The sequence below is a fragment of the Streptomyces sp. NBC_01016 genome (genome assembly GCF_026341035.1).
GTDB lineage: Bacteria > Actinomycetota > Actinomycetes > Streptomycetales > Streptomycetaceae > Streptomyces.
In genome coordinates, this window is record NZ_JAPEOQ010000001.1 from 4,096,770 (window position 1) to 4,110,168 (window position 13,399).

A 13,399-nucleotide genomic window follows, 5' to 3' on the forward strand; every position below is an offset into this window, starting at 1 on the left:
GATGTCGTTCAGTGGCACAGCCGCGCCTCGTGCTCGGCGTGCCCGGTGGGCTCCAGCTGGAACGTGCAGTGCTCCACGTCGAAGTGGTCGCCGAGGCAGCCCTGCAGTTCGTGGAGCATCTTCTCGTGGCCGATCGAGCCGAGCATTTCCGTGCTGACGACCACGTGCGCCGAGAGCACCGGCATCCCCGAGGTGATCGTCCAGGCGTGCAGGTCGTGCACGTCCTCGACGCCGGGCAGCGCCAGTATGTGGGCCCTGACCTCCGCCATGTCGACGCCCTTGGGGGCCGATTCGAGCAGCACGTTCAGCGTCTCGCGCAGCAGCTTCACCGTGCGCGGGACGATCATGAGGCCGATGACGAGCGAGGCGATCGGGTCGGCGAGCTGCCAGCCCGTCGTCAGGATGATCACGGCGGAGATCAGTACCGCGAGGGAACCGAGCGCGTCGGCGGCCACCTCCAGGAAGGCACCGCGCACGTTCAGGCTCTCCTGCTGGCCCTTCACCAGGAGGGACAGCGAAATCATGTTCGCCACCAGGCCGATCAGACCGAAGACGATCGTCTGCCCGCCCGCCGTCTCGGCCGGCTCGATGAACCGCTGGATCGCCTCGTACAGGACGTAGCCGCCGACGCCGAGCAGCAGCAGACAGTTGGCGAGCGCGGCGAGGATCTCGGCGCGCGCATAGCCGAAGGTGCGCTGGTCGCTCGCGGGCCGGTTGGCGAAGTGGATCGCGATCAGGGCCATCGCGAGGCCGAGCGCGTCCGTCGCCATGTGGGCGGCGTCGGCGATCAGGGCGAGCGAGTCGGCGACGATGCCGCCGATGATCTCCACCACCATCACGGTCAGCGTGATCGACAGGGCGACGCGCAGCCGTCCGCGGTGTGCGGCGGCGGCCGTCCCGGTCGTCGGTCCGTGACTGTGCCCGTGGTCGTGATCGTGCCCGAGGCCCATCGAAAACCCCCTACGTATCGATCCGGCGCGTTGCCCTGGTCGGGGGCGACGATCACAGTGAACTACGGGTAGGGGGTATCCGCAAACATGGCGGTGAACACCGTTGTCATGTGTCCTGACCTGCGCAAACGATACGAGGCGTGTACGCAGGTCAGGGCGCCGACGTGATCACTTCCCGGTCGCCTCCGGGTGCCGCAGACACCAGCCGGCCCAGGCCGACTCGACCATCTCGCGCACCCCGCGCTGCGCCTTCCAGCCGAGCTCCTCCTCGGCGAGCGCCGAGGAGCCGACCGCGCGCGGGGCGTCGCCGGGACGGCGCGGCTCGACGATCGCGGGGGTGTCGTTCCCGGACACGTCCGCGATCAGATCGATCAGCTCGCGCACGGAGGCGCCCTGCCCGGTGCCGATGTTGAGCGTCAGGTCGCCGCTCGCGTCGGGTCCGGACAGTCGGCGGGCCGCCGCCAGGTGTGCCTCGGCGAGGTCGGCGACGTGAATGTAGTCACGTACGCAGGTGCCGTCCGGCGTCGGGTAGTCGTCGCCGAAGATCCGCGGGGCCTCGCCGCGCGACAGCCGGTCGAAGACCATCGGGATCACGTTGTAGACGCCGATGTCCGCGAGCTCCGGGGCCGCGGCGCCCGCCACGTTGAAGTAGCGCAGACAGGCCGTCGCCATGCCGTGCGCGTGCCCGGCCGCCCGCACCAGCCACTCGCCCGCGAGCTTCGTCTCGCCGTACGGGTTCACGGGCACGGTGGCCGTGGACTCGGTGATGAGGCCCACATCCGGGTTGCCGTAGACGGCCGCCGACGAGGAGAACACGAAGCGGCGCACCCCGGCCGCCGCGACCGTCTCCAGGAGCACGGCGAGCCCGCCCACGTTGTCCCGGTAGTACAGCTCCGGCTTCTCCACGGACTCGCCGACCTGCTTGTGCGCGGCGAGATGGAGGACGCCGGTCACCTCGTGCTCCGCGCACACCCGGGCCACCAACTCGGTGTCCTGCGTCGAGCCGCGCACCAGCGTGATCGCCTCGGGCAGCCGCGAGGGCACCCCCGAGGTCACGTTGTCCAGGACGACGACCCGCTCGCCCGCTTCCGTCATAGCCCGCGCCACATGGGCCCCGATGTATCCGGCTCCGCCGGTGATCAGCCACGTCATGGCGCACCACCCTAAGACCGAACCGCGTCATCCCGGTCGCCCCGCGCGGCTACCGCCGGTTACGGACCCCGGTCACCCCTGGTTTGTGGCTCGAGTACTTGATCGTCAATGATGAGCGCGCGGTCGGCCCTGCGCGGACCGCATGAGACAGGGGCCAATCGGTCGGTAAACGGGCAGCGAACGCCCGGTAGCGCCATCCGATAGCCTCTGCCGACATGCCGCCCGGCCGCGTATCCGCGCCGGGTGCTCCACCATGCATGAGCCCGGCGCACTCTCGCGTCGGCACCCAAGGAGTGAGTTCGTCTGTCGACCGCCATCGTCACCGGTCAGCCGGTTCCCGGATCGTCCCTGGAGGGAGATCTGCGGGCGCTGGGCTTCGACGTGCGGCTCGCCCAGGACCCCGCGGACGCCGAAGAGGCGCTCGCGGCCGTCCCCGGCGAGCAGCGGGTCGCGGTCGTCGACGCGGGCTTCGTGGGCCATGTCCACGCCCTGCGCCTCGGCCTGACCGACCCGCGCTTTCCCGCGTCGGCGATCCCCGGCGCGGTCACCGCGCAGCCCGCCGCCCGCCAGGCGCTGACCCGCGCGGTCGCGCGGACCGGCGTCGACCCGGACGTCGTGGCCAAGAGCCTGGAGGCGGACGGCACCGACGTGCACCACCCCGAGCTCGGTGAGCTCGTCGCCGCGGTGCCCGCCGACCCGCAGGCCCGCAACGAGGCGCGGCAGGCCCTCGCCTCCGTCGACGACGAGGCGATCCGGCTGCGTACGGCGGTCAAGGCGCGCGACGGCTTCTTCACGACCTACTGCATCAGCCCGTACTCCCGCTACATCGCCCGCTGGTGCGCACGCCGGGGCCTGACCCCGAACCAGGTCACCACCGCGTCGCTGCTCGTCGCGGTGATCGCGGCGGGCTGCGCGGCCACCGGAACGCGCGGCGGGTTCGTCGCGGCGGGCGTCCTGCTGCTCGCCTCCTTCGTCCTGGACTGCACCGACGGGCAGCTCGCCCGCTACTCGCTGCAGTACTCGACGATGGGCGCCTGGCTGGACGCGACGTTCGACCGGGCCAAGGAGTACGCCTACTACGCGGGCCTCGCGCTCGGTGCCGCCAACGCGAGCGGCGACGACGTATGGGCGCTGGCGCTGGGCGCGATGGTGCTGCAGACCGGCCGGCACGTGATCGACTTCTCGTTCAACGAGGCGAACCACGACGCCGAGGCGCTGGGTAAATTGGCGGGGGCCAGCCCCACCGCGTCCCTTTCGGGCAAGCTCGACTCCGTCGGCTGGACCGTCTGGGCCCGCCGCATGGTCGTGCTGCCGATCGGTGAACGCTGGGCGCTGATCGCGCTGTTCACCGCGCTGACCACGCCGCGCATCACCTTCTACATGCTGCTCATCGGCTGTGCGCTCGCCGCCTGCTACACGACCGCGGGCCGCGTCCTGCGCTCGCTGACCCGCAGGGCGCGCCGTACGGACCGGGCCGCCGCGGCGCTCGGTGACCTCGCCGACTCCGGACCGATCGCCGAGGTGGTCGCGAAGGCCGTCAAGGCGAAGGCCGCTCCCGTGGTCGCCGCCGTCGGAGCCGTCGCGGTCGTCGCGGTGAGTGCGCTCACGGACTTCGGCAGCGTCTGGCCGATCGTGGCCGCGGCCGTGTACTGCGTCACGTCGGGCCTCGCCGTCTCCCGCCCCCTCAAGGGCTCCCTCGACTGGCTCGTGCCCCCGATATTCCGGGCCGGGGAGTACCTCACGATTCTCGTCCTCGCCGCCCGCGCGGACGTACAGGGCGCCCTGCCCGCGGCTTTCGGGCTCGTGGCGGCGGTCGCCTACCATCATTACGACACGGTGTACCGCATTCGCGGCAACGCCGGGGCACCCCCGCACTGGCTGGTGCGGACGATCGGCGGGCACGAAGGCCGGACCCTGGTGGTCACGGTCCTCGCCGCGCTGCTCACCCCCACAGATTTCGCCACTGCACTCACGGTGTTCGCCGTGGCCGTGGCACTCGTGGTGCTCGCAGAGAGCATCCGCTTCTGGGTCGCCTCCGCTCAGCGCGGAGAGCCCGCCGTACACGATGAAGGAGAACCCGCATGATCGGCCTCGTCCTGGCCGCCGGCGCCGGCAGCCGGCTCCGTCCCTACACCGAGACGCTTCCCAAGGCGCTCGTGCCCGTCGTGGGCGAGGGGACCGAGAACGAGCTCTCCGTACTCGACCTCACGCTGAAGAACTTCGCGGAGATCGGCCTCACCGAGGTCGGCATCATCGTCGGCTACCGCAAGGAGGTCGTCTACGAGCGCAAGGCCGCGCTCGAGGCGAAGTACGGCCTGAAGCTCACGCTGATCGAGAACGACGTGGCCGAGAAGTGGAACAACGCCTACTCCCTGTGGTGCGGCCGTGACGCCATGAAGCACACGGTGATCCTCGCCAACGGCGACACCGTGCACCCGGTCTCCGTCGAGAAGACGCTGCTCGCCGCCCGCGGCGAAGGCAAGAAGATCATCCTCGCGCTCGACACGGTCAAGGACCTGGGCGAAGAGGAGATGAAGGTCGTCGTGGACCCCGACAAGGGCGTCCAGAAGATCACGAAGCTGATGGACCCGTCCGAGGCCACCGGCGAGTACATCGGCGTCACTCTCATCGAGGGCGAGGCCGCCGACGAGCTGGCCGACGCCCTGAAGGCCACGTACGAGCGTGACCCGCAGCTGTACTACGAGGACGGCTACCAGGAGCTCGTGAACCGCGGCTTCAAGATCGACGTCGCGCCCATCGGCGACGTCCCGTGGGTCGAGATCGACAACCACGACGACCTGGCCAAGGGGCGGGAGATCGCGTGCCAGTACTGACGAGACTCATCCCCTCGCCGGTCGTCGTCGACATTCGGTCCGGGGCGCTCGACGACCTGGCCAAGGTCCTCGCCGACGGGAGGATCTCGTCGTCCACGGGGCGCCTGGCCATCGCGATCAGCGGTGGTTCGGGCGCCGCCCTGCGGGCCCGCCTGGAGCCCTCGCTGCCCCGCGCCGAGTGGTTCGAGGTCGGCGGCGGCACCATCGACGACGCGATCAAGCTCGCCGACGACGTCAAGAAGGCCGGGCGCTACGACGCCCTGGTCGGCCTCGGCGGCGGCAAGATCATCGACTGTGCCAAGTTCGCGGCCGCGCGCGTCGGCGTGCCGCTGGTCGCCGTCGCGACGAACCTGTCGCACGACGGCCTGTGCTCGCCCGTCGCGACCCTCGACAACGACGCGGGCCGCGGCTCGTACGGTGTGCCGAACCCGATCGGCGTCGTCATCGACCTCGACATCATCCGCGAGGCCCCGGTGCGCTTCGTGCGCTCCGGCATCGGTGACGCCCTCTCCAACATCTCCGCGGTCGCGGACTGGGAGCTGGGCGCCCGTGAGCGCGGCGAGGACATCGACGGCCTGGCCGCCGCCATGGCCCGCCAGGCGGGCGAGGCGGTCCTGCGGCACCCCGGCGGCGTCGGCGACGACGACTTCCTTCAGGTGCTCGCGGAGGGCCTGGTCCTCACCGGTATCGCCATGTCGGTCTCCGGTGACTCGCGGCCCGCCTCCGGCGCCTGCCACGAGATCAACCACGCCTTCGACCTCCTCTACCCCAAGCGCGCCGCCAGCCACGGCGAGCAGTGCGGCCTGGGCGCGGCGTTCGCGATGCACCTGCGCGGTGCCCACGAGCAGTCCAAGTACATGGCCTCGGTGCTGCGCCGGCACGGCCTGCCGGTGCTGCCGGAGGAGATCGGCTTCAGCGTGGACGAGTTCGTGAAGGTCGTGGAGTTCGCTCCGCAGACCCGTCCGGGCCGCTACACGATCCTCGAGCACCTCGACCTCTCCACCGATCAGATCAGGGACGCCTACGCCGACTATGCAAAAGCCATCGGTAGCTGAACTCCGCCCGGTCGTTCACCCCGCCGGGGTGAAGGACCGCAGGAGCGGTGAGCACTGGATGGGCCGGCTCTACATGCGCGAGCTCTCGCTGCGTGTGGACCGCCACCTGGTGAACACCAAGGTCTCGCCCAACCAGCTGACCTACCTGATGACCGTCTGCGGTGTCCTCGCGGCCCCGGCGCTCCTGGTGCCGGGCATCTGGGGCGCGGTCCTCGGCGTCGTCGCGGTGCAGCTGTACCTGCTGCTCGACTGCGTCGACGGCGAGATCGCGCGCTGGCGCAAGCAGTACTCGCTGGCCGGCGTGTGGATGGACCGGGTCGGCGCGTACCTCACCGACGCCGCCGTCCTCGTCGGCTTCGGGCTGCGCGCCGCCGACCTGTTCGGCACGGGACGCATCGACTGGCTGTGGGCCTTCCTCGGCACGCTCGCCGCGCTCGGCGCCATCCTGATCAAGGCCGAGACGGACCTGGTCGGGCTCGCCCGCGCGGCGACCGGCAAGGAGCAGGTCAAGGAGTCCGCGTCCGAGATGCGCTCCTCCGGCATGGCCCTGGCCCGCAGGGCCGCGGCCATGCTGAAGTTCCACCGGCTCATCCTGGGCATCGAGGCGACGCTCCTCATCCTGGTCCTCGCGGTCGTGGACCAGATCAGGGGCGACCTGTTCTTCTCGCGCCTGGGTGTGGCCGTCCTGGCGGGCATCGCGCTCCTCCAGACCCTGCTCCACCTCGTGTCCATCCTCGCTTCGAGCAGGCTCAAGTGAGCGGCGGGACACAGCAGTTGAAGGCCGGCGCGGTTGTCATCACCATGGGCAACCGGCCGGCCGAGCTGCGCGCCCTCCTCGACTCGGTCGCCAAGCAGGACGGCGACCCCGTCGAGGTGGTCGTGGTCGGCAACGGCTCCCCGGTCCCGGACGTCCCCGAGGGCGTACGGACCATCGAGCTGCCCGAGAACCTCGGCATCCCCGGCGGCCGCAACGTCGGCATCGAGGCCTTCGGCCCGTCCGGCTCCGACGTCGACATCCTGATGTTCCTGGACGACGACGGGCTGCTTCCGCTGACGGACACGGCCGAGAAGTGCCGCGAGGCCTTCACCGGCGACCCGAAGCTCGGCATCGTCAGCTTCCGCATCGCGGACCCGGACACCGGCGAGACGCAGCGCCGGCACGTGCCGCGGCTTCGCGCCGCCGACCCGATGCGCTCCTCGCGCGTGACGACGTTCCTGGGCGGTGCCAACGCCGTGCGTACGCGGGTCATCGCCGAGGCAGGACCGCTGCCCGCCGAGTTCTTCTACGCCCACGAGGAGACCGACCTCGCCTGGCGTGCCCTCGACGCGGGCTGGATGATCGACTACCGCGCCGACATGGTGCTGCACCACCCCACCACGGCCCCGTCCCGGCATGCGGTCTACCACCGCATGGTGGCCCGCAACCGGGTCTGGCTGGCCCGCCGCAATCTGCCCGCGCTCCTGGTGCCCGTGTACCTCGGCGTCTGGCTGCTCCTCACCCTGGCCCGCCGGCCCTCGGGCCCGGCACTGAAGGCCTGGCTGGGCGGCTTCAAGGAAGGCTGGACGACCCCCTGCGGGCCCAGGCGTCCCATGAAGTGGCGTACCGTGTGGCGGCTGACCCGACTGGGCCGACCCCCTGTCATCTGACAAGCTCGTGCCTGACGGCAGGCCGTGCATTTGAAGACGAAAGTTCCTCTTGTGAGTGAGACAACGCATGACGCCGGTGTCGCGGTGAGCGCGACGCCGTCGCCGGACGACGGGCTCTCCCGGCGGGAGCTCGCCGCGAAGTACGGCTTGACCGTGAGCGGGGCCCGCCCCGGACTGTTCGAGTACGCACGGCAGCTGTGGGGGCGGCGTCACTTCATCCTCGCCTTCTCGCGGGCGAAGCTGACCGCCCAGTACAGCCAGGCCAAGCTCGGCCAGGTGTGGCAGGTGGCGACACCGCTGCTGAACGCGGCGGTCTACTACTTCATCTTCGGCAAGCTGCTCGGCACCGACCGGGGCATGGGGCAGGACGTCTTCATCCCGTTCCTGGTGACGGGCGTCTTCGTCTTCACGTTCACGCAGTCCTCGGTGATGTCGGGCGTGCGGGCGATCTCCGGGAACCTGGGCCTGGTGCGCGCGCTGCACTTCCCGCGCGCCTCGCTGCCCATCTCCTTCGCGCTGCAGCAGCTCCAGCAGCTGCTGTTCTCGATGATCGTGCTGGTCGTCATCACGTGCGCGTTCGGTAGCTACCCGTCGCTGTCCTGGCTGCTGATCGTGCCGATCCTGGCCCTGCAGTTCCTGTTCAACATGGGACTCGCGCTCATCATGGCCAGGGCGGGCTCGAAGACCCCGGACCTCGCCCAGCTGATGCCGTTCGTCATGCGTACGTGGATGTACGCGTCCGGCGTCATGTTCAGCATCCCCACGATGCTCGCGGACAAGAACGTCGCGCCCTGGGTCACGGACGTCCTGCAATGGAACCCGGCTGCGGTCTACATGGACCTGATGCGCTTCGCGCTCATCGACGGGTACGACCGGGGCAACCTGCCGCACCACGTGTGGTTCATCGCGCTCGGCTGGGCCCTGGTCGTCGCGGTCGGCGGCTTCATCTACTTCTGGAAGGCAGAGGAGCGGTACGGCCGTGGCTGATCTCGACAACCCCACCGACGCGCACGTCCCCACGGTCATCGCCGACGAGCTGCACATCGTGTACCGCGTCAACGGCGCCAAGACCGGCAAGGGCAGCGCCACCTCGGCACTGAGCCGGATCGTCAAGCGCGGCGACGAGCGCGGCGTGCGCAAGGTGCACGCCGTCAAGGGCGTCTCCTTCACCTCCTACCGCGGCGAGGCCATCGGCCTCATCGGGTCGAACGGCTCCGGCAAGTCGACCCTGCTGCGCGCCATCGCGGGCCTGCTGCCCGCCGAGAAGGGCAAGGTCTACACGAACGGCCAGCCCTCGCTGCTCGGCGTGAACGCGGCCCTGATGAACGACCTCACGGGCGAGCGCAACGTCATCCTCGGCGGTCTCGCCATGGGCATGTCCCGCGAGGAGATCAGGTCGCGCTACCAGGACATCGTCGACTTCTCCGGCATCAACGAGAAGGGCGACTTCATCACGCTGCCGATGCGGACGTACTCGTCCGGCATGGCCGCGCGTCTGCGCTTCTCCATCGCGGCCGCCAAGGACCACGACGTGCTGATGATCGACGAGGCGCTGGCCACCGGTGACCGCAAGTTCCAGAAGCGCTCCGAGGCCCGCATCCGTGAACTGCGCAAGGAGGCCGGAACGGTCTTCCTGGTGAGTCACAACAACAAGTCCATCCGCGACACCTGTGAACGCGTCCTTTGGCTGGAGCGCGGGGAACTGCGTATGGATGGTCCGACGGCCGAGGTACTCAAGGAGTACGAGAAGTTCACGGGCAAGTAACCGCCCGCCTCTGGACCACGTCATATGAGGCCCTACCGGCTTCCGTCCGGTGGGGCCTCTGATATGCCTGTAGGTACCAAGCAATTGACGATCACGGTCAAGGGCGGGTCAACTTCCTTGCCCTGAAGGAATCTTGGCGTCAATCGGTGTGTTGTTGTGATGTGCAGAACACCCCGACGCGAGGGCGGGCGTTGTACAACGTAAGCTGTACCGGCCTCAATCGCGGCATGTGGGGCGATAAGGCGCGACATCCCGACCCCTGCGGGGCCGGGTCGCCGCGCGGGCGACCGGGCGGCGTGTCCGAAATGAGATGCATTGGGTCCGCAGTGTAGAACGGGAGTTGTGACGGCAATGGCTATGGAAACTCTCCAGCTCCACGGGGCTTTCGCCGTCCTCGGGGAAGCGGGCCGCACCCGGTGAGCGCGCACCCCCGAGTGCGCCCCGAGAGCCCTGTCGACACAGCGAGCCCGGTGAGCGCCACCCTCGACAAGGCCGCCGAGGAGAACTTCCCGGTGGCCCCCTTCTTCCTGCCCCGCGCCTGGCGCGACGACCTGATGGCCGTATACGGGTTCGCTCGCCTCGTCGACGACATCGGTGACGGCGACCTCGCACCCGGCGGCGCGGACGCCCGCTTCCTGGGCGTGTCACCCGATCAGGCGCACGACCGCCTCGCGATGCTGGACGCCTTCGAGGCCGACCTGCGCCGGGTCTTCGGCGACTCCGACGGCCCGCCCCGCCACCCGCTCCTGAAGGCGCTGCAGCCCACCGTCCGCCGCCGCTCGCTGACCCCCGAGCCGTTCCTCGGCCTCATCGCCGCGAACCGCCAGGACCAGCTGGTCACGCGCTACGAGACGTACGACGACCTGCTCGCCTACTGCGAGCTGTCCGCCAACCCCGTGGGCCGCCTCGTCCTCGCCATCACCGGCACCGCGACCCCCGAGCGCATCCGCCTCTCGGACGCGGTCTGCACCGGGCTCCAGATCGTCGAGCACCTCCAGGACGTGGCCGAGGACCTGGACCGCGACCGGATCTACCTGCCGGCCGAAGACCTGAAGAAGTTCCACGTCGACGAGACGGATCTCGCCGCCCCGAGCGCGGGCGCATCGGTGCGCGCGCTGGTCGCGTACGAGGCCGAACGCGCCCTGAAGCTGCTGAATGAAGGCACCCCGCTGGTGGGTAGCGTCCACGGCAGGCTGAAGCTGCTGCTGGCAGGGTTCGTCGCAGGAGGGAAAGCGGCGGTCCACGCGATCACCGCCGTTTCGTACGACGTGCTTCCGGGACCACCCAAACCCACCAAGGCGCGGTTGCTGCGCGAGGTGGGAGCGACTCTGCGAGGAGAGGGGTGAGCAACACCGTGGAGTCTGACCAGACCGTGTCGGCGCCGGTGCTCGCCGCATACAGCTACTGCGAGACCGTCACCGGGCAGCAGGCCCGCAACTTCGCCTACGGGATCCGGCTGCTGCCGACCTCGAAGCGGCGCGCCATGTCGGCGCTCTACGCGTTCTCGCGCCGCGTCGACGACATCGGCGACGGCGGCCTGGAGCCCGACATCAAGGCGCACCGGCTCGACGAGACCAGGGCGCTGCTCGGCCGCGTCCAGGACGGCAAGGTCGAGGAGGACGACACCGACCCGGTGGCCGTCGCCCTCGCCGATGCCGCGAGCCGCTTCCCGATCCCGCTGGACGCGCTCGACGAGCTGATCGACGGCGTCCTGATGGACCTGCGCGGAGAGACCTACGAGACCTGGGACGACCTGAAGGTCTACTGCCGGTGCGTCGCGGGCGCCATCGGGCGGGTCTCGCTGGGCGTGTTCGGTACGGAACCGGGGGCGCGCGGTGTCGAGCGCGCGCCGGAGCTCGCCGACACGCTCGGCCTCGCGCTCCAACTCACCAACATCCTCCGCGACGTGCGCGAGGACGCCGCCGACGGGCGCACCTATCTGCCCGCCGACGACCTCGCCAAGTTCGGCTGCTCGGCGGGGTTCCAGAGTTCCGTGCCGCCCGCCGGCTCGGACTTCGCCGGGCTCGTGCACTTCGAAGTGCGGCGCGCCCGCGCCCTGTTCGCCGAGGGCTACCGGCTGCTGCCCATGCTCGACCGGCGCTCCGGCGCCTGCGTCGCCGCCATGGCCGGCATCTACCGCCGGCTGCTCGACCGCATCGAGCGCGACCCCGAGGCCGTGCTGCGCGGCCGGGTCTCGCTGCCCGGGCACGAGAAAGCGTACGTCGCCGTGCGCGGCCTGTCAGGCCTTGACACCCGCACCGTCGTGCGCGGCGCCACCCGCGGCACCACCAGGAGGCGCGCCTGATGGCAAGCGCGGGGCAGAGCGGCGTAGCCGGACCGAAGCGGCGGGCAACCCTCCGCAGCGGCGAGGCGTCCCTGCATGCAACGGTCGGTCGCGTGTTCGCCACATCCGTCGAACCCGGCCCCACAGGGGCCGTACGCACCACCGAGAGCACCACCCAGGGGGAGGGCGCATGAGCGAGGGGAGCACGTCCGGCGACGTGCGCCAGGCGGACGCCGCGGGGGACCGCGGGCGCCCCACCGCGGTGGTCGTCGGCGGTGGGCTCGCGGGGATCACGTCCGCGCTCGCGCTCGCCGACGGAGGCATGGACGTCACGCTCCTCGAAGGGCGCCCCCGGCTGGGCGGCCTCGCGTTCTCCTTCAAGCGCGGCGACCTCACCGTCGACAACGGCCAGCACGTGTACCTGCGCTGCTGCACCGCCTACCGCTGGTTCCTCGACCGCGTCGACGCCGCCGCGCTCGCGCCCCTGCAGGAACGACTCGACGTGCCCGTACTCGACGCAGAGAGGAACCGGCTCGGCCGGCTGCGGCGCTCGGCGCTGCCCGTGCCGCTGCACCTGGCCAAGAGCCTCGCCACGTACCCGCACCTGTCGCTCGCCGAGCGGGCCAACGTCGGCCGCGCCGCGCTCGCCCTCAAGGGCCTCGACCCCACCGATCCGGCGCTCGACAAACGGGACTTCGGCTCCTGGCTGGCCGAACACGGTCAGACGCAGCGGGCCATCGATGCGCTGTGGGACCTCGTCGGCGTCGCGACCCTGAACGCGGTGGCGGGGGACTCCTCGCTGGGCCTGGCCGCCATGGTCTTCAAGACCGGGCTGCTGTCCGAGCCCGGCGCCGCCGACATCGGGTGGGCCAAGGTGCCCCTCGGTGAACTCCACGACACTCTCGCCCGCAAGGCGCTCGACTCCGCGGGCGTACGCACCGAACTCCGTACACGCGTCACCTCCATCTCCCGTACGGACAACGGGCGTTGGGCCGTCGAGGTTCCCGAAGGGCCGGACAGTTCCGGCCAGATCCTCGCTGCCGACACCGTCGTGCTCGCCGTGCCGCAGCGCGAGGCGCACGACCTGCTGCCCGCCGGAGCCCTCGACGACGCCGGCCGGCTGCTCGACATCGGCACCGCGCCGATCCTCAACCTGCACGTCGTCTACGGCCGCAAGGTCCTCAAGCAGCCCTTCTTCACCGCGCTCGGCTCGCCGGTCCAGTGGGTCTTCGACCGCACCGACGCCTCGGGACTCGCCCGTACGCTGCCGGGCGCCCAGTACCTCGCCGTCTCCCAGTCGGCCGCGCAGGACGAGATCGACGCGCCGGTCGCCGAGCTGCGCAAGCGGTACCTGCCGGAGCTGGAGCGGCTGCTGCCCGCCGCGCGCGGCGCCACGATCCACGACTTCTTCGTCACCCGGGAGCGGACGGCGACCTTCGCGCCGACCCCCGGAGTCGGCGCGCTGCGGCCCACGGCCCGCACCAATGCCCCCGGCCTGTACCTGGCCGGCGCGTGGACCGCCACCGGGTGGCCCGCGACCATGGAAAGCGCTGTCCGCAGCGGCACCAGTGCCGCCGACGCGGCGCTCGCCGCGCTCGGCCGCCCCCGCGGCCATCTATACCGGGAGGCGGCGTGACCAGCGAACTTCCCACGGTGGACGTGACCAGCGACCTACCCCGGGTGGACGTGACCAACGCCCTGCCCCAGGTCGA

Annotated in this window: 13 protein-coding genes; 11 read left to right on the forward strand and 2 right to left on the reverse strand. The window is 70.6% G+C overall.

What is annotated here, in order from left to right; translation table 11 throughout:
- Positions 1–8: 8 nt before the first annotated feature.
- Entirely contained in the window at positions 9–950 is a 942-nt protein-coding gene (locus tag OG746_RS18390; protein ID WP_266715830.1) for a cation diffusion facilitator family transporter, read from the reverse strand.
- Between the two features lie 168 nt (positions 951–1,118).
- Entirely contained in the window at positions 1,119–2,102 is a 984-nt protein-coding gene (gene galE / locus OG746_RS18395; protein WP_266715832.1) for a UDP-glucose 4-epimerase GalE, read from the reverse strand.
- 303 nt (positions 2,103–2,405) lie between these two features.
- On the opposite strand from galE, the gene OG746_RS18400 reads away from it, so the two are divergent.
- The 11 genes from OG746_RS18400 (at position 2,406) to hpnE (ending at position 13,323) form a co-directional block, all read left to right on the forward strand.
- On the forward strand, positions 2,406–4,187 hold the full coding sequence (locus OG746_RS18400; RefSeq protein WP_266719048.1) for a DUF5941 domain-containing protein: 1,782 nt from the start codon (positions 2,406–2,408) through the stop codon (positions 4,185–4,187).
- A complete protein-coding gene (locus OG746_RS18405; RefSeq protein ID WP_266715834.1) occupies positions 4,184–4,936 on the forward strand; it encodes a phosphocholine cytidylyltransferase family protein in 753 nt (250 codons plus the stop codon). Before OG746_RS18400 ends, OG746_RS18405 begins: the two co-directional genes overlap by 4 nt.
- Positions 4,924–5,991, forward strand: coding sequence for an iron-containing alcohol dehydrogenase family protein (locus OG746_RS18410; RefSeq protein ID WP_266715835.1), 1,068 nt, complete (start codon positions 4,924–4,926; stop codon positions 5,989–5,991). Before OG746_RS18405 ends, OG746_RS18410 begins: the two co-directional genes overlap by 13 nt.
- Positions 5,969–6,748, forward strand: coding sequence for a CDP-alcohol phosphatidyltransferase family protein (locus OG746_RS18415; protein WP_266715836.1), 780 nt, complete (start codon positions 5,969–5,971; stop codon positions 6,746–6,748). Before OG746_RS18410 ends, OG746_RS18415 begins: the two co-directional genes overlap by 23 nt.
- A gap of 17 nt (positions 6,749–6,765) precedes the next feature.
- On the forward strand, positions 6,766–7,638 hold the full coding sequence (locus OG746_RS18420; protein ID WP_266719050.1) for a glycosyltransferase family 2 protein: 873 nt from the start codon (positions 6,766–6,768) through the stop codon (positions 7,636–7,638).
- Between the two features lie 51 nt (positions 7,639–7,689).
- Positions 7,690–8,625, forward strand: a complete 936-nt coding sequence (locus tag OG746_RS18425; RefSeq protein ID WP_266715837.1) for an ABC transporter permease — start codon at positions 7,690–7,692, stop codon at positions 8,623–8,625.
- Complete coding sequence (locus tag OG746_RS18430; RefSeq protein ID WP_266715838.1) at positions 8,618–9,403, forward strand: ABC transporter ATP-binding protein; 786 nt, start codon at positions 8,618–8,620, stop codon at positions 9,401–9,403. Before OG746_RS18425 ends, OG746_RS18430 begins: the two co-directional genes overlap by 8 nt.
- A 434-nt stretch (positions 9,404–9,837) precedes the next feature.
- Positions 9,838–10,749, forward strand: coding sequence for a squalene synthase HpnC (gene hpnC / locus OG746_RS18435; RefSeq protein ID WP_524540471.1), 912 nt, complete (start codon positions 9,838–9,840; stop codon positions 10,747–10,749).
- The gene (hpnD, locus tag OG746_RS18440) at positions 10,746–11,708 is read left to right on the forward strand and encodes a presqualene diphosphate synthase HpnD (protein WP_266715841.1); all 963 of its coding nucleotides are present in this window, start codon (positions 10,746–10,748) and stop codon (positions 11,706–11,708) included. Before hpnC ends, hpnD begins: the two co-directional genes overlap by 4 nt.
- A complete protein-coding gene (locus OG746_RS45555) occupies positions 11,708–11,881 on the forward strand; it encodes a DUF6380 family protein (RefSeq protein ID WP_353962428.1) in 174 nt (57 codons plus the stop codon). Before hpnD ends, OG746_RS45555 begins: the two co-directional genes overlap by 1 nt.
- A complete protein-coding gene (gene hpnE / locus OG746_RS18445; RefSeq protein WP_266715843.1) occupies positions 11,878–13,323 on the forward strand; it encodes a hydroxysqualene dehydroxylase HpnE in 1,446 nt (481 codons plus the stop codon). Before OG746_RS45555 ends, hpnE begins: the two co-directional genes overlap by 4 nt.
- Positions 13,324–13,399 lie beyond the last annotated feature (76 nt).

Excerpts from the sequence above, each read along its gene's own strand:
- OG746_RS18390 (WP_266715830.1), bottom strand. The coding sequence starts at position 950 with ATGGGCCTCGGGCACGATCACGACCACGGGCACAGTCACGGACCGACG.
- galE (WP_266715832.1), bottom strand. The coding sequence starts at position 2,102 with ATGACGTGGCTGATCACCGGCGGAGCCGGATACATCGGGGCCCATGTG.
- OG746_RS18405 (WP_266715834.1), top strand. The coding sequence starts at position 4,184 with ATGATCGGCCTCGTCCTGGCCGCCGGCGCCGGCAGCCGGCTCCGTCCC.
- OG746_RS18415 (WP_266715836.1), top strand. The coding sequence starts at position 5,969 with ATGCAAAAGCCATCGGTAGCTGAACTCCGCCCGGTCGTTCACCCCGCC.
- OG746_RS45555 (WP_353962428.1), top strand. The coding sequence starts at position 11,708 with ATGGCAAGCGCGGGGCAGAGCGGCGTAGCCGGACCGAAGCGGCGGGCA.
- hpnE (WP_266715843.1), top strand. The coding sequence starts at position 11,878 with ATGAGCGAGGGGAGCACGTCCGGCGACGTGCGCCAGGCGGACGCCGCG.